Genomic DNA, 20,574 nt, shown 5'->3' with positions numbered 1-20,574 from the left:
CCTTGCGGGGCTTTTTACATTCAGAGGCGTTCCGGAAGGTTTCGTTACTTTTTCGCTTTGGATAGTGCTGCCGCAAAGGCGTTGCCCATGGCACCACCCATAGGGGGGCTTTGGCGCGGCTCATTTCTTGGCTTGGTGTTGCCTGCACTGCTGTTGCGCGCTTCAGCCGGCTTGCGGGAAGGTTGCCCCGCTTTCTCGTCGAGGCGCATGGTGAGGCTGATCCGCTTGCGAGGGGCGTCCACTTCCAGCACCTTGACCCGCACAATGTCGCCCGCTTTGACCACCTCACGGGGATCCTTGACGAAACGGTCGGTCAAGGAGGAGATGTGCACCAGCCCGTCCTGATGAACACCGATATCGACGAAGGCGCCGAAGTTGGTGACGTTGGTGACCACCCCTTCCAGTACCATCTCGGGCACCAGGTCACTGATCTTCTCCACCCCTTCCTTGAAGGTCGCGGTTTTAAACTCGGGGCGCGGGTCGCGGCCCGGCTTGTCCAGCTCGCCGATGATGTCGGTGACGGTGGGCACGCCGAATTGCTCATCGGTGTAGTCGGCCGGTTTCAGGCTGCGTAGCAGGCTGCTGTTGCCGAGCAGGCTCTCCACGGTCTGCTCCAGCTTGGCGAGGATCCGCTCCACGACCGGATAGGACTCCGGGTGTACCGCTGAGCTGTCGAGGGGATTGCTGCCGCCGCGAATGCGCAGGAAGCCGGCGCACTGTTCGAAGGCTTTGGGGCCGAGTCGGCTCACTTTCAGCAACTGCTGACGGCTCTTGAAGGCGCCGTGCTCATCCCGGTAGGCGACGATGTTCTGGGCCAACGTCTGGGAGAGGCCGGAAACCCGGTTGAGCAGGGCGACCGAGGCGGTGTTCACATCGACCCCGACCGCGTTCACGCAATCCTCAACCACGGCATCCAGCCGGCGGGCCAGCTGGCTCTGGCCGACGTCGTGCTGATACTGGCCGACCCCGATACTCTTGGGATCGATTTTGACCAGTTCGGCCAACGGGTCTTGCAGGCGGCGGGCGATGGAGACGGCGCCACGGATCGAGACGTCGAGATCCGGGAACTCCTGGGAGGCGAGCTCGGAGGCGGAGTAGACCGAGGCCCCCGCTTCGCTCACCACTATCTTCTGCACCTTGGCGGCGGGGTAGCGCTCGAACAGATCGCTGACCAGCCGGTCGGTCTCCCGCGAGGCGGTGCCGTTGCCGATGCTGATGAGCTCGACCTTGTGCTTCTGGCACAACTCGCTCAGGGTCTTGAGGCTCTGATCAATCTGGCGTTTTGGTTCGAACGGATAGATGGTGGCGTGATCGACCAGCTTGCCGGTGGCATCCACCACGGCAACCTTGACCCCGGTGCGGATGCCCGGATCCAGCCCCATGGTGCAGCGCATGCCGGCCGGGGCCGCCATCAGCAGATCCTTGAGGTTCATGGCGAACACCTTGATTGCCTCCTCCTCTGCCGACTCGCGGATACGGCCGATCAGCTCGGTCTCCATCTGAAGCGACAACTTGATCTTCCAGGTCCAGCTCACCACCCCTTGCAGCCATTTGTCGGCCGGGCGGTTCTGCAGATTGAGCTTGAGGTGGTGGGCAATGATCCCTTCGCAGGGGCTGGCACTCTCGTCGTCACCGGTGACCAGCGCCAGATTGAGGATCCCCTCATTGCGGCCGCGCAGCATGGCCAGCACCCGGTGTGAGGGGGCCTTGTGCAGTGGTTCGTCGTGTTCGAAATAGTCCTTGAACTTGGCCCCTTCCTGCTCCTTGCCTGCTACCACGCGGGCGCGCAGGGTGGCATTCTGCCACAGGTAGTCGCGCAGCTTCTCCAGCAGGTCGGCCTGCTCGGCGAAGCGCTCCATCAGGATGTAGCGGGCGCCATCGAGGGCGGCCTTGCTGTCGGCAATGCCCTGTTCTGCATTGAGGAAGGCGGCGGCCGCTTGCTCGGGATCTTGCATCGGGTCGCTGAGCAGCCGGTTGGCCAGTGGCTCCAGTCCCGCTTCGATCGCCATCTGCCCCTTGGTGCGGCGCTTGGGCTTGTAGGGGAGGTAGAGATCTTCCAGCCGGGTCTTGCTGTCGGCCTCGTTCAGTTCACGCGCCAGCTCGGGGGTCAGTTTGCCCTGCTCCTCGATGGAGCGAATGATCACCTGACGGCGATCTTCCAGTTCACGCAGATAGCCGAGGCGGCTCTCCAGAGTACGTAGCTGGCTGTCGTCCAGACCGCCGGTCACCTCTTTACGGTAACGGGCGATAAAGGGCACGGTCGAGCCTTCATCCAGCAGGTGCACTGCGGCCTGCACCTGCTCCGGGCGAGCATTGAGCTCACCGGCAATCTGTCTCTCTATGGTTTGCATCATGATGTTGTTGAGGGCCTCTGTGGTCGAGTCCGCGCCATCAGGCGCCAAGTGTGAGCACTATATGGGGTCGTGTTACGGGATGCCACCCTGCGCCGGGGTCTGCACCCGTCAGACTGATAAGTCGCAGGGGAGGGTGCCTATCTTGCCATTGCACCTGTGACTCAGGATGTGCCTGTGGCAAGCAGTCCGGCTATTTGGGGTAGCTGATCTCGTTGATATACCAGCAGACGTCACCAACTGGCGTACGGACGATGGCTTCATCGCCGACCTCTTTCTTGAGCAGGGCGCGGGCCATGGGGGAGTCGATGGAGATGTAATCCTTGCGCTCGAAGATCTCGTCATAGCCGACGATGCGAAAGCGCTTGGTCTCGCCCTCTTCGTTTTCCACCTCGACCCAGGCGCCGAAGAACACCTTGCCCTCCTGCGCGGGGGCATAGTCGACGATCCCCAGCTCTTCGAGGCATTTGCGCAGGTAGCGCACCCGCCGGTCGATCTCCCGCAGCCGCTTCTTGTTGTACTGGTAGTCGGCATTTTCGCTGCGATCCCCCAGGCTGGCGGCCCATGCCACCTTCCTGGTTACCTCGGGGCGCTCCTGACGCCAGAGGAAATCGAGCTCTTCTTTCAGCTTGTTGTAGCCTTCGCGGGTGATCAGCTTTGTCTTCATGGTGATGCGGACCTGGTCAAAGAGGGGTATTCATCGCTAACTGCTCGGGAATATTAGCTTTTGTCCTCTTGCTGTCGAGGGAAATCGTGATGGCTCGGCTGGCGCCATTCAGGGAGTAGATAGCCAGCGCGGTGACTTGATGGCCGTCACGCTCTCGGGACGGGTAATAACCGGTAACATATTTGTGCTTTGCTCCCGCTATATCCCCCCCTAGTATTGGGGGCAGCTAAAGAATGAAGAGGCAAAGCAATGAGTCTGCAGCAATACAAGGTCCTGGTCGTGGACGATGACCTGAAATTACGTTCCCTGTTGGAACGCTATCTCACCGAGCAGGGATTCGTGGTGCGCGGCGTGGCCAATGGCGAGCAAGCCGATCGCTTGCTGACTCGTGAAAACTTCAGCCTGATGGTGCTCGATCTGATGTTGCCGGGGGAGGATGGGCTCTCCATCTGCCGCCGTCTGCGGGAAGCGGGCAACCAGATCCCGGTGCTGATGCTCACCGCCAAGGGGGATGAAGTGGACCGCATCGTCGGGCTCGAGATGGGGGCCGATGACTATCTGCCCAAGCCGTTCAACCCGCGCGAGCTGCTGGCACGGATCCGTGCCGTGCTGCGCCGTCATACCGTCGAGCTGCCGGGGGCGCCCTCTACCGCCGAGAAAGTGGTGACATTTGGCAGTTACCAGCTCAATCTGGCAACGCGCGAACTGAGTCGGGATGGTGAACCCATGGCCTTGACCAGCGGTGAATTTGCAGTGCTGAAAGTGCTGGTCAGCCATCCGCGCGAACCGCTCTCCCGCGACAAGCTGATGAATCTGGCCCGTGGTCGCGAGTATACCGCCACCGAACGCAGCATCGATGTGCAGGTCTCTCGCCTGCGCCGCCTGCTGGAGCAGGATCCGGCCCAGCCCCGCTATCTGCAGACCGTCTGGGGTCTGGGGTATGTGTTCGTGCCAGATGGTGACGGTGCATGAAAAAGGTCGGCAGCATGTTCTCGCGCATGCTCTGGTTTCTGGCCGCTGTGCTGGTGGTCTATCAAGCGGTCTCCTACGTCACCTTCTATAACTATCTGCTGGCGCCAACCGTCAAGCAGATCAGTCACTTGCTGGCCAATCAGGTCAAGCTGATCTTTCCGGTCAATAGCAAACAGTTGGCGCTGAGCGAGGATGCCGAGGCGCTGGTTTACGTGACGACCGGTACCGACATCTATACCCAGAGTGAGGCGACTCAGCATGGTTTCAACGATGCCAAGCCGTACCCCTATCTGGAGGAGAACATCAGCCGTGAACTGGGCGGCCCGGCCAAGGTGCGGGTAGAGATCCAGGATCACTACATCATCTGGATCCAGCCCCCCCAGGCGAGCGACATCTGGGTGCGTATTCCGCTCACCGAGATTGAAGATGACGACATCGAGCCCCTCATCATCTATCTGAGCGTATTGCTGGTGATCACCCTCTTTGCGGCCTGGCGCTTTGCCCGGCAGCTGGTGCGTCCGCTCGAAGATCTTGAGGCGGGTGCGGTTGCGGTAGCCAGAGGCCATTTCCCCGAGGCGCTGGGGGAGCTGGGTTCACGGGAAGTAAGGCGACTGACCCGCACCTTCAACCACATGTCGCACTCCATCAAGAGCTTGATCGAAGAGCGTAACCTGATGATGGCGGGGGTTTCCCACGATCTGCGCACGCCGCTGACCCGCATCCGGCTGGCGACCGAGATGATGTCCTCCGGTGACGAGTACCTCAAGGAGAGCATCAACGCCGACATCGATGAGTCCAATGCCATCATCGATCAGTTCATCGATTACATCCGCCCGGATGAAGGCCAGGATCTGGAGCCGATCGACCTGACCCAGCTGGTGCACGATACCTTGCTGATCTACTCGGAGCAGGGACTGGAAGTTGATCTGGCGCTGCCGCAAGAGGCGGTGCGGGTGGCCTGCAATCCGGTCAGCATCCGGCGGGTGTTGAACAACCTTTCGAGCAACTCGCTGCGTTATGGGGCGAGCAGGCTGCATGCCGAGCTCAAGGACGATGGGCACTGGGTGCGCCTGCGCCTCTCCGATGATGGTCCCGGCATTCCGGAGCAGGACTACTCCCGGGTGCTCAAGCCGTTTACTCAGGGTAATGTGGCGCGGACCGTTGGCGGCAGTGGGCTGGGGTTGGCCATCGTGGCCAAGATAGTCGCCCAGCACCATGGCACTATCCGGCTGGGAAGTTCGGATCTCGGCGGCTTGCTGGTTGAGATGAGGCTGCCGAAACATCAGCCACAGGAGTGGATGGATTGAGAGAAGGGCGTATCGGTGGATACGCCCTTCTGCATTATCAGACCACTTTCTCCGGCGTGGTGGCGGCCGCCTTGCGATAGCGCTTGCCATATCTCAGCTGCTGGATCAGCAGTGCGGCTACGATCAAGCCCAGCCCGATAGGGGTGGCAGGATGGATCGCCTCGCCAACCAGCAGGTTGAGCAGTACCAGCGAGGCAAATGGCGAGATGAAGATAAGGTTGCTGATGGGCGCCGTATTGGTGGCGTGGCGCATTGCCATCAGCCAGAGCACGAAGCCAAACCCCATCTCGATGATCCCGACATAGATGGCGCCGAGCCAGCCTTGCCATGCGGTCAGCTGGAAGTCGGCCAGCAGCCAGGTGGCGAACACGATGAAGGGGAGGCTGATAATGAAACCAAGCAGTAGGCTGACGACGGGATCCCCCTGATTGCGGGTATTGAGGATCCAGTAGCTGGCCCAGATAAGGGTCGAGAGCAGCACCAGCGCGACCCCCAAGGGATTGTCAAAGTGTAGTCCGAAGACATCCCCCTTGGTGGCAATGACCAGCGCCCCGAAATAGCCCAGCACGATAGCTACCCCGTCGCGGCGGCGCAGGGTCTGGCCGAGGAACGGCACCGAGAGCAGCGTGAGGGTGATAGCCCAGGTGTAGCTGAGGGTCTGCGCCTGCTGGGCCGGCAGCAGATCATAGGCTTTGAACAGCAGCAGGTAATAAAGGAAGGGATTCATCACCCCCAGCATCAGGTAATAGAGCGGGCGGCTGCGCAGATAGCTGCAGAGCAGCGGCAGTTTGCCCTGCTTGAGCACTATGGTGCCCAGCAGCAGGGTCGAGGTCAGCGCCGCAACCAGCAGCAGTTGCACCGGAGCAAAATAGGTGAGGGAAATCTTGAAGGCCGTTGCCACCGTGGACCATAGCGCCACGGCGCAGAGTGCGTACTGGTAGGCTTTGTTTTGATCTTTGATCATCGCTGTCGTGTCATGAACGGAAGAAAGCGGCAGTCTATCAGCCCATTGGCGAGCTTGTCGTGACGCCGGACATTCCTTGAGGTGATTCCTGTCATGGACGTGCCTTTTCGGGGGCGGTGACAGAGATCCATCTGTCACAGAAAATTGTGCACAATCTGTTCGCCCTATCTTGCGCAAATTGAAAAAATCCGTATAATCCCCTCCGCTTACCCATGAGGTAAGCCAGACGATATGTCTGCTGCTGAGTTTACTGCTTGCAGAGACCAGCCATACAGTCCTCCCGATATGGGAGGAAACGTGAAAAATCACACCTCTGGCGGGAGAAATCTCGGTCGGGCGGTGTTGATTTATGTTCTTTTATCTATTGGAGCTCTGTCAATGCAGAACCAAAGAATCCGTATCCGCCTGAAGGCTTTTGATCATCGCCTGATTGATCAATCCACTGCGGAAATCGTTGAAACTGCAAAGCGCACTGGCGCGCAGGTTCGCGGTCCTATTCCGCTGCCGACTCGCAAAGAGCGCTTCACCGTCCTGATCTCCCCGCACGTCAACAAAGATGCGCGTGATCAGTACGAGATCCGCACTCACAAGCGTCTGGTAGACATCGTTGAGCCGACTGACAAGACCGTAGACGCCCTGATGCGTCTGGATCTGGCAGCTGGTGTAGACGTCCAGATCAGCCTGGGTTAATTACGGAAAGAGGTTGATAACAATGACAATCGGTCTTGTAGGTCGCAAAGTGGGTATGACTCGCATCTTCACTGAAGATGGCGTTTCTATCCCGGTGACTGTTATCGAAGTTGAAGCTAACCGTGTAACTCAGGTCAAATCTGTAGAAACCGACGGCTACAACGCTATTCAGGTTACCACTGGCGCCAAAAAAGCCAGCCGTGTGACCAAGCCGGAAGCTGGCCACTTCGCCAAAGCTGGTGTAGAAGCCGGTCGCGGTCTGTGGGAATTCCGCCTGAACAACGGTGAAACTTTCACTGTTGGTAGCGAGCTGAAAGTAGATCTTCTCGCTGACGTTAAGCTGGTAGACGTTACTGGCACATCCAAAGGTAAAGGCTTTGCTGGTACTGTTAAGCGCCACAACTTCCGCACCCAGGATATGACCCACGGTAACTCCTTGTCTCACCGCGTTCCGGGTTCTATCGGTCAGAACCAGACTCCGGGTCGTGTATTCAAGGGCAAAAAGATGGCTGGTCACATGGGTGCTGAGCGTGTAACGACTCAGAACCTGGAACTGGTTCGTGTTGACGCTGAACGCAACCTGCTGCTCATCAAAGGCGCAGTACCGGGTGCAACCAACGGCAACGTGATCGTCAAACCTGCCGTCAAAGCGTAACGTCTGAGGAGATAGTAATGGAATTGGTAATGAAAGACGCCAAGAGCGCTCTTGAAGTTTCCGAGACTACCTTCGGGCGCGAATTCAACGAAGCTCTGGTTCACCAGGTCGTCGTTGCATATGCCGCTGGTGCCCGTCAGGGTACTCGTGCGCAGCTGACTCGCTCTGAAGTGTCTGGTGGCGGCAAAAAGCCGTGGCGTCAGAAGGGTACTGGTCGTGCCCGTGCTGGCTCCATCCGTTCGCCCATCTGGCGTTCCGGTGGTGTGACTTTTGCTGCTAAGCCGCAAGATCACAGCCAGAAAGTAAACAAGAAGATGTACCGCGGCGCTATCCGTAGCATTCTGTCCGAGCTGGTACGTCAAGAGCGCCTGATCGTTGTCGAGAAATTCGGCATCGAAGCGCCGAAGACCAAAGAACTGATCGCCAAGCTGAAAGAGATGGAACTGACTGACGTTCTGATCGTGACTGCTGAAGTCGATGAGAACCTGTTCCTGGCTGCTCGCAACCTGTACAAGGTCGACGTGCGTGATGTTGCCGGTATCGACCCGGTCAGCCTGATCGCCTTCGACAAGATTCTGATGACTGCTGATGCAGTTAAGCAAATCGAGGAGATGCTGGCATGATCCGCGAAGAACGTCTGTTGAAAGTTCTGAAGGCTCCGCACATCTCTGAAAAGAGCACCATGGTTGCCGAGAAGCAGAACACTATCGTGTTCAAAATTGCTGTCGACGCTACCAAGGCGGAAGTCAAAGCTGCAGTTGCGAAACTGTTCGAGGTCGAAGTTGAGACCGTCCGTACCCTGAACATGAAGGGTAAGACCAAGCGCTCAGGTGCGCGTGTAGGCCGTCGTTCCGATTGGAAAAAGGCTTATGTGACCCTGAAAGCTGGTCAGGACATCGACTTCATGGGCGCAGCCGAGTAAGAGGAGTTCTCAAAAATGGCAATCGTTAAGTGCAAGCCTACTTCTCCGGGCCGCCGCCACGTCGTCAAGATCGTCAATCAAGAGCTGTACAAGGGCAAGCCCTTCGCCGCTCTGCTGGACAGCAAAAGCAAGTCCGGTGGTCGTAACAACAACGGCCGTATCACTACCCGTCATATCGGTGGTGGTCACAAGCAGCACTACCGTATCGTCGACTTCAAGCGCGACAAAGACGGTATCCCGGCTAAAGTAGAGCGCCTGGAATACGATCCGAACCGTACCGCTAACATCGCTCTGGTGTTGTATGCAGACGGTGAGCGTCGTTACATCCTGGCTCCGAAAGGCCTGAAAGCTGGTGACGCGATCGCTTCTGGTGCTGATGCTGCCATCAAGGTAGGTAACGCCCTGCCGATGCGCAACATCCCGGTTGGTTCTACCGTTCACGCTGTAGAGATGAAGCCTGGTAAAGGTGCCCAGCTGGCTCGTTCCGCTGGTACTTTCATCCAGATCCTGGCTCGTGAAGGTAACTATGTAACTCTGCGTCTGCGTTCCGGCGAAGTACGTAAAGTTCTGGCCGAGTGCCGCGCTACCATCGGTGAAGTCGGTAACTCCGAGCACATGTTGCGTCAACTGGGTAAAGCCGGTGCAAACCGCTGGCGTGGTATTCGTCCGACCGTTCGCGGTATGGCGATGAACCCGGTTGATCACCCGCACGGTGGTGGTGAGGGTCGTAACAAGGGCATGCAGCCTGTGTCCCCATGGGGCCAGAAGGCTAAAGGCTTCAAGACCCGTAAGAACAAGCGTACCGACAAGTACATCGTACGTCGTCGTAACAAGTAATTGTTAACATAGAGGAATCACCATGCCACGTTCTCTCAAGAAGGGTCCATTTATTGACCTGCACTTGCTGAAGAAGGTAGAGAAAGCGGTGGAAAGCGGGGATAAAAAGCCGGTTAAAACCTGGTCCCGTCGTTCAATGATCATCCCGAACATGATCGGTTTGACCATCGCTGTCCATAATGGTCGTCAGCACGTTCCGGTTTTCGTTACCGAAGAAATGATCGGTCACAAACTGGGTGAATTCGCACCGACTCGTACTTATCGCGGCCATGCTGCTGATAAGAAGGCTAAGAAGCGCTAAGGGATAAATGATGGAAGCTATCGCTAAACACCGTTATGCCCGTACTTCTGCCCAGAAAGCTCGTCTGGTAGCCGATCAAGTACGTGGTCTGTCCGTAGACAAGGCTCTGAATATCCTGACCTTCAGCCCGAAAAAGGCTGCAGTGCTGGTTAAGAAAGTGCTGGAATCTGCCATTGCAAACGCTGAGCACAACGAAGGCGCCGATATCGACGCGCTGCGTGTTGCTACTATCATGGTCGACGAAGGTCCCTCCATGAAGCGCATCCGTCCGCGTGCCAAAGGTCGTGCGGATCGTATCCTCAAGCGTACCGCTCACATCACTGTAGTGGTATCCGACGCTAAGGCTGGGAGATAAGCAATGGGTCAGAAAGTACATCCTAATGGCATTCGCCTGGGTATTACCAAGCCTTGGAATTCTACCTGGTTCGCGAACACCAAAGACTTCGCTGACAACCTGTACAGCGATTTTCAAGTACGCCAGTTCCTGACCAAGGAACTGAAAAATGCGTCCTTGTCCAAGATCACCATTGAGCGTCCGGCCAAGAGCATCCGTGTGACCATTCACACCGCTCGTCCGGGTGTTGTAATTGGTAAGAAAGGCGAAGACGTTGAGAAGCTGCGCAAAGCTGTAGCCACTATTGCTGGTGTGCCTGCTCAGATCAACATTTCCGAAGTCCGCAAGCCGGAGCTGGATGGCAAACTCGTTGCCGACAGCATCACTTCCCAGCTGGAGCGTCGTGTAATGTTCCGTCGTGCTATGAAGCGCGCCGTACAGAACGCAATGCGCCTGGGTGCCAAGGGCATCAAAGTGGAAGTTTCCGGTCGTCTGGGCGGCGCTGAAATCGCGCGTACCGAATGGTACCGTGAAGGTCGTGTGCCGTTGCACACCCTGCGTGCCGACATCGACTACGCAACTTCTGAAGCCCACACCACTTACGGTGTGATCGGCGTTAAAGTTTGGATCTTCAAGGGCGAAGTTCTGGGCGGTCTGGCTGCTGTTAACGCTGCCGCTGCTCAAGAGCAAGCTCCTGCAAAGCCCAAGCGTGACAACAAGCGCCGCGCTGCTAAGTAAGGAGATTCGGTAAATGTTGCAACCTAAGCGTACTAAATTCCGCAAGACCCACAAAGGTCGTAACCGCGGTCTGGCCACCTCTGGTAACGAAGTATCCTTCGGTACCTTTGGCCTGAAGGCGACATCCCGTGGTCAACTGACTGCTCGTCAAATCGAAGCAGCCCGTCGTGCCATGACCCGTCACGTTAAGCGTCAAGGTAAGATCTGGATCCGTGTGTTCCCGGACAAGCCCATCACCGAAAAGCCCCTCGAAGTTCGTATGGGTAAAGGTAAGGGTAACGTGGAATACTGGGTTTGCCCGATCCAGCCTGGCAAGGTTCTGTACGAGATGGACGGTGTACCTGAGGCTCTGGCGCGTGAAGCGTTCGCCCTGGCCGCAGCTAAGCTGTCTGTTCAGACCACTTTCGTAATTAAGACGGTGATGTGATGAAAGCCCAAGATCTGCGTCAAAAGAGCGTCGAAGAACTGAACCAGGAGCTGCTGGGCCTGCTGCGTGAGCAATTCAACATGCGCATGCAAGCATCCACCGGCCAGCTGGCTCAGACTCACACTCTGAAACAAGTGCGTCGTGACGTCGCACGTATCAAGACTGTACTGACTGAGAAGGCAGGTGCGTAATGACTGACAAGATCCGTACTCTGCAAGGTCGTGTAATCAGCGACAAGATGGACAAGTCCATCACTGTTGCTATCGAGCGTAAGGTAAAGCACCCGATCTACGGTAAGATCATCAAGCGCACTACCAAGCTGCACGTACATGACGAGACCAACGAGTGTAAAGCAGGCGATCTCGTGGAAATCCGCGAATGCCGCCCGCTGTCCAAGACCAAGTCCTGGACCCTGGTTGCGATCTTAGAAAAGGCCTAATCGGTACTTTGTAGTCCAAACGGCCCCTTTCAGGGGCCGTTTGTTTTTTAGGCTACCTTTTCTAAAAATCCTGTGTTATAGTTTCGCGCCTTTTGAAGGCAGCCAGATCCCATCAGGGATAAGAAGTAAACAAAGCGGAGCACTAAGATGATCCAGATGCAAAGTATGCTGGGTGTTGCCGACAACTCCGGCGCTCGCAGTGTAATGTGTATTAAGGTTCTGGGTGGCTCGCACCGCCGTTACGCCGGCATCGGCGACATCATCAAGGTTTCCATCAAGGAAGCTATTCCTCGCGGTAAAGTGAAGAAAGGTGATGTGTATAACGCGGTGGTCGTACGCACCCGTAAAGGCGTTCGTCGTCCGGACGGCTCTGTCATCCGTTTCGACAACAATGCGGCTGTGTTGCTTAACAACAACCAACAGCCAATCGGTACTCGTATTTTTGGCCCGGTGACCCGTGAACTGCGTAATGAGAAGTTCATGAAGATTGTGTCCCTGGCACCCGAAGTACTGTAAGGAGTCGAACGATGGCAGCTAAAATCCGTCGCGAAGACGAAGTGATCGTACTTACCGGCAAAGACAAGGGCAAGCGTGGCAAAGTCACTCAAGTCCTGATTGCAAAAGGTAAGGTAATCGTTGAAGGCATCAACCAGGTGAAGAAACACCAGAAGCCGGTACCCGCACTGGGTCAGGCTGGCGGTATCGTCACCAAAGAAGCCCCCATCGATGTATCAAACGTAGCGCTGTTCAACTCTGCCACTGGCAAAGCTGACCGCGTTGGTTTCCGGATTGAAGACGGCAAAAAAGTCCGTTTCTTCAAATCCACCGGCGAACTTGTGAAGTAATTGGAGTTTAACGATGGCGAAACTGCATGATTACTACAAATCCGATGTAGTAAATGAACTGTCAAAGCAGTTCGGTTACAAGACTATCATGCAAGTCCCTCGGATCGAGAAAATCACCCTGAACATGGGTGTTGGTGAAGCGATCTCTGACAAGAAGTTGCTGGAAAATGCTGCTGCCGATATGGCTGCCATTTCCGGTCAGAAGCCGCTGATCACCAAAGCTCGCAAATCTGTTGCGGGCTTCAAGATTCGTGAAGGCTACCCGATAGGTTGTAAAGTAACCCTGCGTGGCGAGCGTATGTGGGAGTTCCTGGAACGGCTGATCTGCATCTCCGTACCGCGTATCCGTGACTTCCGTGGCCTGAACGCTAAAGCGTTCGACGGTCGTGGTAACTACTCCATGGGCGTGCGTGAGCAGATCATCTTCCCGGAAATCGACTATGACAAAGTCGATCGCGTCCGTGGTCTGGATATCACCATCACCACTTCCGCGAATACCGATGAAGAAGGCCGTGCTCTGCTGGCTGCCTTTAACTTCCCATTCCGCAAGTAAGGTTAGGGTTATGGCTAAAACATCCATGAAAGCGCGCGAAGCAAAGCGTGCCAAGCTGGTAGCCAAGTACGCGACCAAGCGTGCCGAGCTGAAAGCTATCATCGTTGACATGAACGCTTCTGAAGAAGCGCGTTGGGATGCTGTACTGCAACTGCAACAGCTGCCCCGTGATTCCAGTCCGTCCCGCCAGCGTAACCGTTGCAATATTACTGGTCGTCCGCACGGTTTCCTGCGCAAGTTTGGCCTGTCTCGCATCAAGGTGCGTGAGCATGCCATGAAGGGCGAAATTCCGGGCCTGAAGAAGGCTTCTTGGTAACGAATCTCGGGAGTTAGACTTATGAGCATGCAAGATCCGATCGCGGATATGCTGACCCGCATCCGTAACGGTCAGGCGGCGAGCAAAGTTGCGGTTTCCATGCCTTCTTCCAAGCTGAAAGTGGCTATCGCCAAAGTGCTGAAAGAAGAAGGTTACATCGCTGGCTACTCCGTAGCTGGTGACGTGAAGCCGGAACTGGAAATTGAACTGAAATATTTCCAGGGCAAGCCAGTTGTAGAACTGATCCAACGCGTAAGCCGTCCAGGCCTGCGTATTTACAAGCGCACTACTGATCTGCCGAAAGTCATGGGCGGTCTCGGTGTTGCTATCGTGTCCACGTCTAAAGGTGTGATGACTGACCGTGCTGCTCGCAAAGCAAGCATGGGCGGTGAGATCATCTGCTACGTCGCTTAATAGGAGGTAGGAAATGTCTCGTGTTGCTAAGGCACCCGTCACTATTCCTGCTGGCGTAGAGGTGACTCTGAACGGCCAGGAACTGACCATCAAAGGTGGTAAAGGTTCTCTGGTTCGCTCTATTCACGCCGGTGTAGAAGTGACCAAAGAAGACAATGTACTCAAGTTCGCCCCGCGCGGCAGCATCGCTGGTGCTGACGCTCAGGCCGGTACTGCCCGTGCATTGGTCAACAACATGGTAATCGGTGTTACCCAAGGCTTCGAGCGCAAGCTGCAGCTGGTTGGTGTAGGTTATAAAGCCTCCATCAAGGGCAATGCTGTTGCGCTGGCTCTGGGCTTCTCTCACCCGGTAGAGCATGCGCTGCCGGCTGGTGTGACCGCTGAATGCCCGACTGCTACAGAAATCGTTCTGCGTGGCGTCGACAAGCAGCTGGTTGGCCAAGTCGCCGCCGATATCCGTGCTTACCGCGCTCCGGAGCCCTACAAGGGCAAGGGTGTACGCTATGCCAACGAGCAAGTGCGTACTAAAGAAGCTAAGAAGAAGTAAGGTAACACTATGGACAAGAAAGCAGCTCGTCTCCGTCGTGCTACTCGTGCTCGGAAAAAGATGCAGGAACTGGGAGCCACCCGTCTGGTTGTTCACCGTACCCCGCGTCATATCTATGCGCAGGTTATTGCAGCCAACGGTTCCGAAGTTCTGGCCTCTGCTTCCACAGTAGAGAAAGCCATCAGTGAAGCTCTGAAATACACCGGTAATGCAGATGCTGCTACCGCTGTAGGTAAAGCTATCGCTGAGCGTGCTATTGCCAAAGGCGTTCAGAACGTATCTTTCGATCGTTCCGGTTTCAAGTATCACGGCCGCATCGCTGCTCTGGCAGCTGCCGCACGTGACGCTGGTCTTCAGTTCTAAGCTAGGAGTCGAAGATGGCTAAAGTCGAATCTCAAGCCGGCGAACTGCAAGAAAAGCTCATTGCAGTAAACCGCGTTTCGAAAACTGTTAAAGGTGGTCGTATCATGTCCTTCACCGCGTTGACCGTGGTGGGTGATGGTAACGGCCGTGTAGGTTACGGTTACGGTAAAGCCCGTGAAGTTCCGGCTGCTATTCAAAAAGCAATGGAACAGGCTAAGCGTAACCTGAATAAGGTTGAGCTGAACAACGGCACTCTGCACCACCCGGTGCGTGGTGTTCACTCTGGCTCCACCGTATTCATGAAGCCGGCCTCTCAAGGTACTGGTATCATTGCAGGCGGCGCCATGCGTGCTGTTCTGGAAGTTGCCGGTATCCACAACGTGCTGGCCAAGACCTACGGTTCCACCAACCCAATCAACGTTGTTCGCGCAACTGTAGACGCTCTGGTACAGGGTCAATCCCCTGCCCAGATCGCTGCCAAGCGTGGTCTGCGCGTTGAAGAAATTCTGGGGTAATGCGACATGGCTAACACTGTAAAAGTAACTCAAACTCGCAGCTCTATCGGCCGTCTGCCAAAGCACAAGGCGACTCTGCGTGGTCTGGGTCTGCGTCGCATTGGTCACACCGTTGAGCTGGAAGATACTCCTTGCGTACGCGGTATGATCAACCAGGTTTATTACATGGTTAAGGTGGAGGGCTAAGCATGCGTCTGAATACTCTGTCTCCGGCCGCTGGTTCCAAGCGCGTTAAGCACCGTCCGGGCCGTGGTATCGGTTCTGGTCTGGGCAAGACCGGTGGTCGTGGTGTTAAAGGTCAAACCTCTCGTTCCGGTGGCGGCAAAGTTCGCAACGGTTTCGAAGGCGGCCAGATGCCTTTGAAAATCCGTCTGCCGAAGTTCGGTTTCTTCTCTCGCAAATCGCTGATTTCAGCTGAAGTGCGTCTGAACGAAATCGCCATGGTAGAAGGTGATGTGGTCGATCTGAGCACTCTGAAGCAAGCCGGTGTTGTTACCAAGAACATCGTTTTCGCTAAAGTTGTTCTGTCTGGCAACATTGACCGTGCTGTGACCGTTCGTGGTCTGTCCGTCACCAAAGGTGCACGTGCAGCCATCGAGGCCGCTGGCGGTAAAATCGAGGAATAATCAGTACAATGGCTAAGAAACCAGGATTGGATGTTAAAGCACAGGGTGGTCTGAGTGAACTGAAGAGCCGTCTGCTCTTCGTTCTCGGGGCGATTATCGTTTTCCGTGCAGGCTCTTATGTGCCGATTCCTGGTATTGACGCCGCCGTACTGGCCGAGTTGTTCCAGCAACAGAAGGGCACCATCATTGAGATGTTCAACATGTTCAGTGGTGGTGCACTCTCGCGTGCTTCTATTCTTGCGTTGGGGATCATGCCGTACATTTCGGCGTCGATCATTATCCAGCTGCTGACAGTGGTTCACCCCGCTCTTGCTGAACTCAAGAAAGAAGGTGAATCCGGCCGTCGCAAGATTAGCCAATATACCCGTTGGGGCACGCTGGTTTTGGGAACTTTCCAGGCCATTGGTATTGCAACCGGTCTGCCGAATATGATGCATGGACTCGTGACTCATCCGGGTTTAGGCTTCTATTTCACAGCGGTTGTGAGTCTGGTCACCGGTACCATGTTTTTGATGTGGTTGGGTGAACAGATTACCGAGCGTGGGATTGGTAATGGTATCTCGTTGATTATTTTCACAGGTATCGTTGCCGGTCTGCCGCATGCCATTGGCGCTACGGCCGAACAGGCACGTCAAGGGGAATTGCACATCCTGCTGTTGTTGTTGCTGGGCTTGATTGTTTTCGCAGTGACTTACTTTGTGGTGTTCGTGGAGCGTGGTCAGCGTCGTATCGTCGTTAACTATGCCAAGCGTCAACAAGGCCGCCAGGTATTCGCCGCGCAAAGCACACACCTGCCGTTGAAAGTAAATATGGCCGGTGTGATTCCTGCGATTTTCGCATCCAGTATCATCCTCTTCCCGGGGACCATTACCTCTTGGTTTGGTCAGGGCGAGGGTAAAGTAGCTGATATCCTGCAACAGGTCTCTATGGTCCTGCAGCCGGGTCAACCGCTTTACGAGATGCTGTATGCAGCAGCCATTATCTTCTTCTGCTTCTTCTATACCGCGCTGGTGTTCAACCCCCGCGAGACAGCAGATAATCTGAAGAAGAGTGGAGCCTTTATCCCGGGGATCCGCCCGGGCGAGCAGACAGCACGTTACATCGATAAGGTTATGACTCGCCTGACATTGGCAGGTGCGCTCTATATAACCTTTATCTGTCTGGTACCCCAGTTCTTGATGACTGCTTGGAACGTACAGTTCTACTTCGGTGGCACTTCGCTGCTGATTATCGTGGTAGTTATCATGGACTTCATGGCTCAGGTACAAACCCATATGATGTCTCATCAATATGGTGACGTCCTGAGGAAGGCCAACCTGAAGGGCTACGGCCGCTAAAGGTCGGCGTAGTTACGGAGTTAAGCAATGAAAGTTCGTGCTTCCGTTAAGGCAATCTGCCGTAACTGCAAAATCATCAAGCGTCACGGTGTGGTGCGTGTGATTTGCAGCGAGCCAAAGCATAAACAGCGCCAAGGCTAATTTTTTACGGTTAGTACTTGCAACAAATAGTTGTGCTGGCTAATATAGCCAGCCAACTTTTGTTGTGTATTGGTTGACCGCCACGTATCCGCTCACGGGCTTTGTGGTGGTCGTTATCTACGCTAAGTAGGAGTGAACAGTGGCCCGTATCGCTGGCATTAACATTCCTGACCATAAGCATGCAGTCATTGCGTTGACTGCGATTTATGGCGTCGGTCGTACCCGCTCCAAGGCCATCTGTGCCGCAGCCGGTATTGCTGAGAATGTGAAAATTAAAGACTTGGACGAAGCTCAGATCGAGAGTCTGCGCGAGCAAGTAGGTAAATTCACCGTTGAAGGTGACTTGCGTCGTCAGATTTCCATGAACATCAAACGCTTGATGGATCTGGGTTGCTACCGTGGTTTGCGTCACCGTCGTAGCCTGCCTGTTCGTGGTCAACGTACCAAGACCAACGCTCGTACCCGTAAGGGTCCGCGCAAGGCTATCAAGAAGTAACGGGAAGGTAGAAAATGGCTAAAACTCCGACTCGTGCTCGCAAGCGCGTTAAAAAGCAAGTGAGCGACGGTATTGCGCACGTTCATGCATCTTTCAACAACACAATCGTGACCATTACTGACCGTCAGGGCAATGCTCTGTCATGGGCTACCTCCGGTGGTTCAGGTTTCCGTGGTTCCCGTAAGTCCACTCCGTTTGCTGCCCAGGTAGCTGCTGAGCGTGCTGGTGAGATCGCCAAAGAATACGGCGTGAAGAACCTGGAAGTCATGGTCAAAGGTCCGGGGCCCGGTCGTGAGTCTTCCATCCGCGCTCTGAACGCGGCTGGTTTCCGCATCACTAACATTACTGATGTGACTCCGATCCCGCACAACGGTTGTCGTCCTCCCAAGAAGCGTCGCGTGTAACGCTGTAGCTACTTGGTCTAGGATTGTTGGAGAAAGAAGATGGCAAGATATATCGGTCCTAAGCTTAAGCTTAGCCGTCGTGAGGGCACCGACCTCTTCCTGAAGTCTGGTGTTCGTGCGATTGATTCTAAGTGCAAGATTGACACCGTTCCTGGTCAACACGGTGCGCGTAAAGCGCGTCTGTCTGACTACGGTGTTCAGCTGCGCGAGAAACAAAAAGTTCGTCGTATCTACGGCGTATTGGAAAAACAGTTCCGCAACTACTACCGCGACGCTGCCCGTCAAAAGGGTAACACCGGTGAAAACCTGTTGCAGCTGCTGGAAGGTCGTTTGGACAACGTCGTTTACCGTATGGGCTTCGGTGCTACCCGTGCTGAATCTCGTCAGCTGGTGAGCCACAAGGCCATCATGGTCAACGGTCGCGTTGTGAACATTCCTTCTTTCCAGGTTTCCCCTGAGGACGTGATCTGCGTTCGTGAGAAGGCTAAGAAGCAAGCGCGTATCAAAGCTTCCCTGGAAGTTGCTGGTCAGCGTGAGAAGCCGACTTGGGTAGAGGTTGATGCCGCTAAAATGGAAGGTGCTTTCAAGCGTCTGCCAGAGCGTTCCGACCTGTCTGCCGACATTAACGAACAGCTGATCGTCGAGCTTTACTCCAAGTAAAGCTAGCTTCTAAAGAGAGGACACAATGCTGGGTTCTGTAACAGATTTTCTTAAACCGCGGCTAGTTGACATCGAGCAAGTTAGCCCGACTCATGCGAAAGTGACTCTTGAGCCACTTGAGCGTGGCTTTGGTCACACGCTGGGCAACGCCCTGCGTCGTATTTTGCTTTCATCTATGCCCGGTTGTGCAGTTACTGAAGTCGAAATTGACGGGGTACTGCATGAGTACAGCAGCAAAGAAGGTGTACAGGAAGACATTCTTGAAATCCTGCTCAACCTGAAAGGTATCGCTGTAAAGCTGGAAGGCAAGGACGAGGTAACTCTGTCCCTGACCAAGTCTGGAACAGGCCCCGTTACCGCTGGTGATATCACTCACGGTGATGAAGTCGAGATCGTAAACCCGGAGCACGTAATCTGCCACCTGACTGGTGCCAATGCTGAAATCAGCATGCGCCTGAAAGTTCAGCGCGGTCGTGGTTATGTGCCTGCTTCTGCTCGTGTTCACAACGATGACGAAGAGCGTCCGATTGGTCGCCTGCTGCTGGACTCCGCGTTCAGCCCCATCGTTCGTATTGCCTACAATGTCGAGGCAGCACGTGTGGAACAGCGTACCGACTTGGACAAGCTGGTCATCGACATGGAGACCAATGGTACCCTGGATCCTGAAGAAGCCATCCGTCGTTCTGCCACTATTCTGGCCGAGCAACTGGAAGCCTTCGTGGATCTGCGCGATGTCAGCGTGCCCGAGAAGAAAGAAGAGAAACCCGAGTTTGATCCGATTCTGCTACGTCCTGTCGATGATTTGGAGCTGACAGTTCGTTCTGCGAACTGTCTGAAGGCAGAAGCTATCCACTATATTGGTGATCTGGTACAGCGTACCGAAGTTGAGTTGCTTAAGACTCCTAACCTCGGTAAGAAGTCCCTGACTGAGATCAAGGACGTGTTGGCCTCCCGTGGTCTGTCTCTTGGCATGCGCCTTGAGAACTGGCCGCCCGCCAGCATCGCTGACGAGTAATCCAGATTACGGGTTTCACAGATTTAGTTAGAAGGATAAGGTCATGCGCCATCGTTTGAGTGGTCGTCAACTGAACCGGAACAGCAGCCATCGTCAGGCAATGTTCCGCAACATGGCCAGCTCCCTGGTTCGTCATGAGATCATCAAGACGACTCTGCCTAAGGCAAAAGAGCTGCGTCGTGTAGTTGAACCGCTGATCACCCTTGCCAAGACTGATAGCGTTGCTAATCGTCGTCTGGCATTTGCCCGCACTCGCGACAACGCGATCGTGGCTAAGCTGTTCAATGAACTGGGCCCGCGCTACCTGGAGCGCGCCGGCGGTTATACTCGCATTCTGAAATGCGGTTTCCGTGCTGGCGACAACGCCCCTATGGCTTATATTGAGCTGGTAGACCGCCCGGCCGCTGCTGAAGCAGCTGCTGAGTGATAAAGAAAAAGCCGGGCTTGTCCCGGCTTTTCTTTTAATGAATCCTGATACTGCCTCAACTGCCTCAACTGCCTCAACTGCCTCAACTGCCTCAACTGCCTTCTTTCATTATTCAACTTCTTCTATATAGGAGCTAAGAGCAGTTCCGAACCTGGCGTAATACGGAATTGCTCACTTTACTTGCGTATCATCGGCCTGTTCGATATCGCCCACCAGTGTTGCGCAGGGATCTACATATGCCCGTTTGCCCAATTGCGGGCGTTTTCCCTTGTAGGGTCTCAGTCGCAAGTCCATCTTGGCCTCCTTGTTTT

At 55.3% G+C, this 20,574-nt stretch carries 33 protein-coding genes and 1 pseudogene; 30 read left to right on the top strand and 4 right to left on the bottom strand.

Translation table 11 applies throughout. From position 1 onward, the window contains the following. Positions 1-44: 44 nt before the first annotated feature. Both ACW5W8_RS18350 and greB read right to left on the bottom strand, forming a co-directional pair. Positions 45-2,354: a Tex family protein gene (locus tag ACW5W8_RS18350; RefSeq protein ID WP_498629368.1), complete on the bottom strand. Its 2,310-nt coding sequence runs from the start codon at positions 2,352-2,354 to the stop codon at positions 45-47. Between the two features lie 190 nt (positions 2,355-2,544). Then, complete coding sequence (gene greB / locus ACW5W8_RS18345) at positions 2,545-3,018, bottom strand: transcription elongation factor GreB (RefSeq protein WP_005355349.1); 474 nt, start codon at positions 3,016-3,018, stop codon at positions 2,545-2,547. Between the two features lie 249 nt (positions 3,019-3,267). Between greB and ompR the strand changes: the two genes are divergently transcribed. Further along, complete coding sequence (gene ompR / locus ACW5W8_RS18340) at positions 3,268-3,990, top strand: osmolarity response regulator transcription factor OmpR (RefSeq protein WP_498629365.1); 723 nt, start codon at positions 3,268-3,270, stop codon at positions 3,988-3,990. Next, positions 3,987-5,297 carry a two-component system sensor histidine kinase EnvZ gene (gene envZ, locus ACW5W8_RS18335; RefSeq protein WP_498629363.1) on the top strand — a complete coding sequence of 437 codons (1,311 nt, stop codon included), beginning with the start codon at positions 3,987-3,989 and terminating at the stop codon, positions 5,295-5,297. The genes ompR and envZ overlap by 4 nt, the downstream gene beginning before the upstream one ends. 37 nt (positions 5,298-5,334) lie before the next feature. Here envZ and ACW5W8_RS18330 read toward each other — a convergent pair whose 3' ends face one another. Further along, entirely contained in the window at positions 5,335-6,261 is a 927-nt protein-coding gene (locus ACW5W8_RS18330; RefSeq protein ID WP_498629361.1) for a DMT family transporter, read from the bottom strand. A 378-nt stretch (positions 6,262-6,639) separates the two neighbouring features. Between ACW5W8_RS18330 and rpsJ the strand changes: the two genes are divergently transcribed. From rpsJ to rplQ, 28 genes are all read left to right on the top strand, one after another. Next, positions 6,640-6,951, top strand: coding sequence for a 30S ribosomal protein S10 (gene rpsJ, locus ACW5W8_RS18325; RefSeq protein ID WP_005307944.1), 312 nt, complete (start codon positions 6,640-6,642; stop codon positions 6,949-6,951). A gap of 22 nt (positions 6,952-6,973) precedes the next feature. Then, the gene (gene rplC / locus ACW5W8_RS18320) at positions 6,974-7,606 is read left to right on the top strand and encodes a 50S ribosomal protein L3 (protein ID WP_005340620.1); all 633 of its coding nucleotides are present in this window, start codon (positions 6,974-6,976) and stop codon (positions 7,604-7,606) included. A gap of 17 nt (positions 7,607-7,623) precedes the next feature. After that, positions 7,624-8,229 carry a 50S ribosomal protein L4 gene (gene rplD / locus ACW5W8_RS18315; RefSeq protein ID WP_025325386.1) on the top strand — a complete coding sequence of 202 codons (606 nt, stop codon included), beginning with the start codon at positions 7,624-7,626 and terminating at the stop codon, positions 8,227-8,229. Continuing rightward, complete coding sequence (gene rplW / locus ACW5W8_RS18310; protein WP_005319747.1) at positions 8,226-8,528, top strand: 50S ribosomal protein L23; 303 nt, start codon at positions 8,226-8,228, stop codon at positions 8,526-8,528. The genes rplD and rplW overlap by 4 nt, the downstream gene beginning before the upstream one ends. Before the next feature lie 15 nt (positions 8,529-8,543). Then, on the top strand, positions 8,544-9,365 hold the full coding sequence (rplB, locus tag ACW5W8_RS18305) for a 50S ribosomal protein L2 (protein ID WP_005340614.1): 822 nt from the start codon (positions 8,544-8,546) through the stop codon (positions 9,363-9,365). A gap of 22 nt (positions 9,366-9,387) precedes the next feature. After that, the gene (gene rpsS / locus ACW5W8_RS18300) at positions 9,388-9,666 is read left to right on the top strand and encodes a 30S ribosomal protein S19 (protein ID WP_005307960.1); all 279 of its coding nucleotides are present in this window, start codon (positions 9,388-9,390) and stop codon (positions 9,664-9,666) included. 10 nt (positions 9,667-9,676) lie between these two features. Next, complete coding sequence (rplV, locus tag ACW5W8_RS18295) at positions 9,677-10,021, top strand: 50S ribosomal protein L22 (RefSeq protein WP_005319741.1); 345 nt, start codon at positions 9,677-9,679, stop codon at positions 10,019-10,021. Positions 10,022-10,024: 3 nt separating this feature from the next. Further along, positions 10,025-10,738 carry a 30S ribosomal protein S3 gene (rpsC, locus tag ACW5W8_RS18290; RefSeq protein WP_005307962.1) on the top strand — a complete coding sequence of 238 codons (714 nt, stop codon included), beginning with the start codon at positions 10,025-10,027 and terminating at the stop codon, positions 10,736-10,738. A gap of 13 nt (positions 10,739-10,751) precedes the next feature. Further along, positions 10,752-11,165 carry a 50S ribosomal protein L16 gene (rplP, locus tag ACW5W8_RS18285; protein ID WP_005340612.1) on the top strand — a complete coding sequence of 138 codons (414 nt, stop codon included), beginning with the start codon at positions 10,752-10,754 and terminating at the stop codon, positions 11,163-11,165. After that, positions 11,165-11,356, top strand: a complete 192-nt coding sequence (gene rpmC, locus ACW5W8_RS18280; RefSeq protein WP_005307965.1) for a 50S ribosomal protein L29 — start codon at positions 11,165-11,167, stop codon at positions 11,354-11,356. Before rplP ends, rpmC begins: the two co-directional genes overlap by 1 nt. After that, complete coding sequence (gene rpsQ / locus ACW5W8_RS18275; RefSeq protein ID WP_033138836.1) at positions 11,356-11,604, top strand: 30S ribosomal protein S17; 249 nt, start codon at positions 11,356-11,358, stop codon at positions 11,602-11,604. The genes rpmC and rpsQ overlap by 1 nt, the downstream gene beginning before the upstream one ends. 147 nt (positions 11,605-11,751) lie before the next feature. Continuing rightward, the gene (gene rplN / locus ACW5W8_RS18270) at positions 11,752-12,120 is read left to right on the top strand and encodes a 50S ribosomal protein L14 (protein ID WP_005307975.1); all 369 of its coding nucleotides are present in this window, start codon (positions 11,752-11,754) and stop codon (positions 12,118-12,120) included. A gap of 11 nt (positions 12,121-12,131) precedes the next feature. Next, positions 12,132-12,449 (top strand): 50S ribosomal protein L24, encoded by a 318-nt coding sequence (gene rplX / locus ACW5W8_RS18265; RefSeq protein WP_005307977.1) that lies wholly within the window; start codon positions 12,132-12,134, stop codon positions 12,447-12,449. Between the two features lie 13 nt (positions 12,450-12,462). Continuing rightward, positions 12,463-13,002: a 50S ribosomal protein L5 gene (gene rplE / locus ACW5W8_RS18260; RefSeq protein ID WP_005331162.1), complete on the top strand. Its 540-nt coding sequence runs from the start codon at positions 12,463-12,465 to the stop codon at positions 13,000-13,002. Between the two features lie 10 nt (positions 13,003-13,012). Next, entirely contained in the window at positions 13,013-13,318 is a 306-nt protein-coding gene (gene rpsN / locus ACW5W8_RS18255) for a 30S ribosomal protein S14 (RefSeq protein ID WP_005340609.1), read from the top strand. 21 nt (positions 13,319-13,339) lie between these two features. Then, positions 13,340-13,732, top strand: a complete 393-nt coding sequence (gene rpsH, locus ACW5W8_RS18250) for a 30S ribosomal protein S8 (RefSeq protein WP_005307980.1) — start codon at positions 13,340-13,342, stop codon at positions 13,730-13,732. A 13-nt stretch (positions 13,733-13,745) separates the two neighbouring features. After that, positions 13,746-14,279: a 50S ribosomal protein L6 gene (gene rplF, locus ACW5W8_RS18245; protein WP_005340607.1), complete on the top strand. Its 534-nt coding sequence runs from the start codon at positions 13,746-13,748 to the stop codon at positions 14,277-14,279. A gap of 9 nt (positions 14,280-14,288) precedes the next feature. Next, positions 14,289-14,642, top strand: coding sequence for a 50S ribosomal protein L18 (gene rplR, locus ACW5W8_RS18240; protein ID WP_005340606.1), 354 nt, complete (start codon positions 14,289-14,291; stop codon positions 14,640-14,642). Positions 14,643-14,656: 14 nt separating this feature from the next. Further along, positions 14,657-15,157 (top strand): 30S ribosomal protein S5, encoded by a 501-nt coding sequence (gene rpsE, locus ACW5W8_RS18235; RefSeq protein WP_011704318.1) that lies wholly within the window; start codon positions 14,657-14,659, stop codon positions 15,155-15,157. Between the two features lie 6 nt (positions 15,158-15,163). After that, the gene (gene rpmD / locus ACW5W8_RS18230; RefSeq protein WP_005307985.1) at positions 15,164-15,343 is read left to right on the top strand and encodes a 50S ribosomal protein L30; all 180 of its coding nucleotides are present in this window, start codon (positions 15,164-15,166) and stop codon (positions 15,341-15,343) included. A 2-nt stretch (positions 15,344-15,345) separates the two neighbouring features. After that, positions 15,346-15,783 (top strand): 50S ribosomal protein L15, encoded by a 438-nt coding sequence (gene rplO / locus ACW5W8_RS18225; RefSeq protein ID WP_498629352.1) that lies wholly within the window; start codon positions 15,346-15,348, stop codon positions 15,781-15,783. A gap of 8 nt (positions 15,784-15,791) precedes the next feature. Beyond that, the gene (gene secY, locus ACW5W8_RS18220) at positions 15,792-17,120 is read left to right on the top strand and encodes a preprotein translocase subunit SecY (protein ID WP_042059159.1); all 1,329 of its coding nucleotides are present in this window, start codon (positions 15,792-15,794) and stop codon (positions 17,118-17,120) included. A gap of 27 nt (positions 17,121-17,147) precedes the next feature. Further along, the gene (rpmJ, locus tag ACW5W8_RS18215; protein WP_005319705.1) at positions 17,148-17,261 is read left to right on the top strand and encodes a 50S ribosomal protein L36; all 114 of its coding nucleotides are present in this window, start codon (positions 17,148-17,150) and stop codon (positions 17,259-17,261) included. 139 nt (positions 17,262-17,400) lie between these two features. Further along, the gene (gene rpsM / locus ACW5W8_RS18210; protein WP_005307991.1) at positions 17,401-17,757 is read left to right on the top strand and encodes a 30S ribosomal protein S13; all 357 of its coding nucleotides are present in this window, start codon (positions 17,401-17,403) and stop codon (positions 17,755-17,757) included. A gap of 14 nt (positions 17,758-17,771) precedes the next feature. Further along, complete coding sequence (rpsK, locus tag ACW5W8_RS18205; RefSeq protein WP_005319702.1) at positions 17,772-18,161, top strand: 30S ribosomal protein S11; 390 nt, start codon at positions 17,772-17,774, stop codon at positions 18,159-18,161. 39 nt (positions 18,162-18,200) lie between these two features. After that, entirely contained in the window at positions 18,201-18,821 is a 621-nt protein-coding gene (rpsD, locus tag ACW5W8_RS18200; RefSeq protein ID WP_011704319.1) for a 30S ribosomal protein S4, read from the top strand. Positions 18,822-18,846: 25 nt separating this feature from the next. Then, positions 18,847-19,836, top strand: coding sequence for a DNA-directed RNA polymerase subunit alpha (locus tag ACW5W8_RS18195; RefSeq protein ID WP_005307997.1), 990 nt, complete (start codon positions 18,847-18,849; stop codon positions 19,834-19,836). 43 nt (positions 19,837-19,879) lie between these two features. Then, complete coding sequence (rplQ, locus tag ACW5W8_RS18190; RefSeq protein WP_005307999.1) at positions 19,880-20,263, top strand: 50S ribosomal protein L17; 384 nt, start codon at positions 19,880-19,882, stop codon at positions 20,261-20,263. Positions 20,264-20,440: 177 nt separating this feature from the next. Here the strand turns inward: rplQ and ACW5W8_RS18185 are convergent. After that, positions 20,441-20,557, bottom strand: a pseudogene (locus ACW5W8_RS18185) (gamma carbonic anhydrase family protein); the annotation flags it as partial. Positions 20,558-20,574: the final 17 nt, after the last annotated feature.

The organism is Aeromonas aquatilis, from assembly GCF_054052405.1.
Note: the sequence above shows the minus strand (reverse complement) of the source record. Positions and strands in the feature narration are given on the sequence as shown.

Excerpts from the sequence above, each read along its gene's own strand:
- ACW5W8_RS18350 (WP_498629368.1), bottom strand. The coding sequence starts at position 2,354 with ATGATGCAAACCATAGAGAGACAGATTGCCGGTGAGCTCAATGCTCGC.
- greB (WP_005355349.1), bottom strand. The coding sequence starts at position 3,018 with ATGAAGACAAAGCTGATCACCCGCGAAGGCTACAACAAGCTGAAAGAA.
- ompR (WP_498629365.1), top strand. The coding sequence starts at position 3,268 with ATGAGTCTGCAGCAATACAAGGTCCTGGTCGTGGACGATGACCTGAAA.
- envZ (WP_498629363.1), top strand. The coding sequence starts at position 3,987 with ATGAAAAAGGTCGGCAGCATGTTCTCGCGCATGCTCTGGTTTCTGGCC.
- ACW5W8_RS18330 (WP_498629361.1), bottom strand. The coding sequence starts at position 6,261 with ATGATCAAAGATCAAAACAAAGCCTACCAGTACGCACTCTGCGCCGTG.
- rpsJ (WP_005307944.1), top strand. The coding sequence starts at position 6,640 with ATGCAGAACCAAAGAATCCGTATCCGCCTGAAGGCTTTTGATCATCGC.
- rplC (WP_005340620.1), top strand. The coding sequence starts at position 6,974 with ATGACAATCGGTCTTGTAGGTCGCAAAGTGGGTATGACTCGCATCTTC.
- rplD (WP_025325386.1), top strand. The coding sequence starts at position 7,624 with ATGGAATTGGTAATGAAAGACGCCAAGAGCGCTCTTGAAGTTTCCGAG.
- rplW (WP_005319747.1), top strand. The coding sequence starts at position 8,226 with ATGATCCGCGAAGAACGTCTGTTGAAAGTTCTGAAGGCTCCGCACATC.
- rplB (WP_005340614.1), top strand. The coding sequence starts at position 8,544 with ATGGCAATCGTTAAGTGCAAGCCTACTTCTCCGGGCCGCCGCCACGTC.
- rpsS (WP_005307960.1), top strand. The coding sequence starts at position 9,388 with ATGCCACGTTCTCTCAAGAAGGGTCCATTTATTGACCTGCACTTGCTG.
- rplV (WP_005319741.1), top strand. The coding sequence starts at position 9,677 with ATGGAAGCTATCGCTAAACACCGTTATGCCCGTACTTCTGCCCAGAAA.
- rpsC (WP_005307962.1), top strand. The coding sequence starts at position 10,025 with ATGGGTCAGAAAGTACATCCTAATGGCATTCGCCTGGGTATTACCAAG.
- rplP (WP_005340612.1), top strand. The coding sequence starts at position 10,752 with ATGTTGCAACCTAAGCGTACTAAATTCCGCAAGACCCACAAAGGTCGT.
- rpmC (WP_005307965.1), top strand. The coding sequence starts at position 11,165 with ATGAAAGCCCAAGATCTGCGTCAAAAGAGCGTCGAAGAACTGAACCAG.
- rpsQ (WP_033138836.1), top strand. The coding sequence starts at position 11,356 with ATGACTGACAAGATCCGTACTCTGCAAGGTCGTGTAATCAGCGACAAG.
- rplN (WP_005307975.1), top strand. The coding sequence starts at position 11,752 with ATGATCCAGATGCAAAGTATGCTGGGTGTTGCCGACAACTCCGGCGCT.
- rplX (WP_005307977.1), top strand. The coding sequence starts at position 12,132 with ATGGCAGCTAAAATCCGTCGCGAAGACGAAGTGATCGTACTTACCGGC.
- rplE (WP_005331162.1), top strand. The coding sequence starts at position 12,463 with ATGGCGAAACTGCATGATTACTACAAATCCGATGTAGTAAATGAACTG.
- rpsN (WP_005340609.1), top strand. The coding sequence starts at position 13,013 with ATGGCTAAAACATCCATGAAAGCGCGCGAAGCAAAGCGTGCCAAGCTG.
- rpsH (WP_005307980.1), top strand. The coding sequence starts at position 13,340 with ATGAGCATGCAAGATCCGATCGCGGATATGCTGACCCGCATCCGTAAC.
- rplF (WP_005340607.1), top strand. The coding sequence starts at position 13,746 with ATGTCTCGTGTTGCTAAGGCACCCGTCACTATTCCTGCTGGCGTAGAG.
- rplR (WP_005340606.1), top strand. The coding sequence starts at position 14,289 with ATGGACAAGAAAGCAGCTCGTCTCCGTCGTGCTACTCGTGCTCGGAAA.
- rpsE (WP_011704318.1), top strand. The coding sequence starts at position 14,657 with ATGGCTAAAGTCGAATCTCAAGCCGGCGAACTGCAAGAAAAGCTCATT.
- rpmD (WP_005307985.1), top strand. The coding sequence starts at position 15,164 with ATGGCTAACACTGTAAAAGTAACTCAAACTCGCAGCTCTATCGGCCGT.
- rplO (WP_498629352.1), top strand. The coding sequence starts at position 15,346 with ATGCGTCTGAATACTCTGTCTCCGGCCGCTGGTTCCAAGCGCGTTAAG.
- secY (WP_042059159.1), top strand. The coding sequence starts at position 15,792 with ATGGCTAAGAAACCAGGATTGGATGTTAAAGCACAGGGTGGTCTGAGT.
- rpmJ (WP_005319705.1), top strand. The coding sequence starts at position 17,148 with ATGAAAGTTCGTGCTTCCGTTAAGGCAATCTGCCGTAACTGCAAAATC.
- rpsK (WP_005319702.1), top strand. The coding sequence starts at position 17,772 with ATGGCTAAAACTCCGACTCGTGCTCGCAAGCGCGTTAAAAAGCAAGTG.
- rpsD (WP_011704319.1), top strand. The coding sequence starts at position 18,201 with ATGGCAAGATATATCGGTCCTAAGCTTAAGCTTAGCCGTCGTGAGGGC.
- ACW5W8_RS18195 (WP_005307997.1), top strand. The coding sequence starts at position 18,847 with ATGCTGGGTTCTGTAACAGATTTTCTTAAACCGCGGCTAGTTGACATC.
- rplQ (WP_005307999.1), top strand. The coding sequence starts at position 19,880 with ATGCGCCATCGTTTGAGTGGTCGTCAACTGAACCGGAACAGCAGCCAT.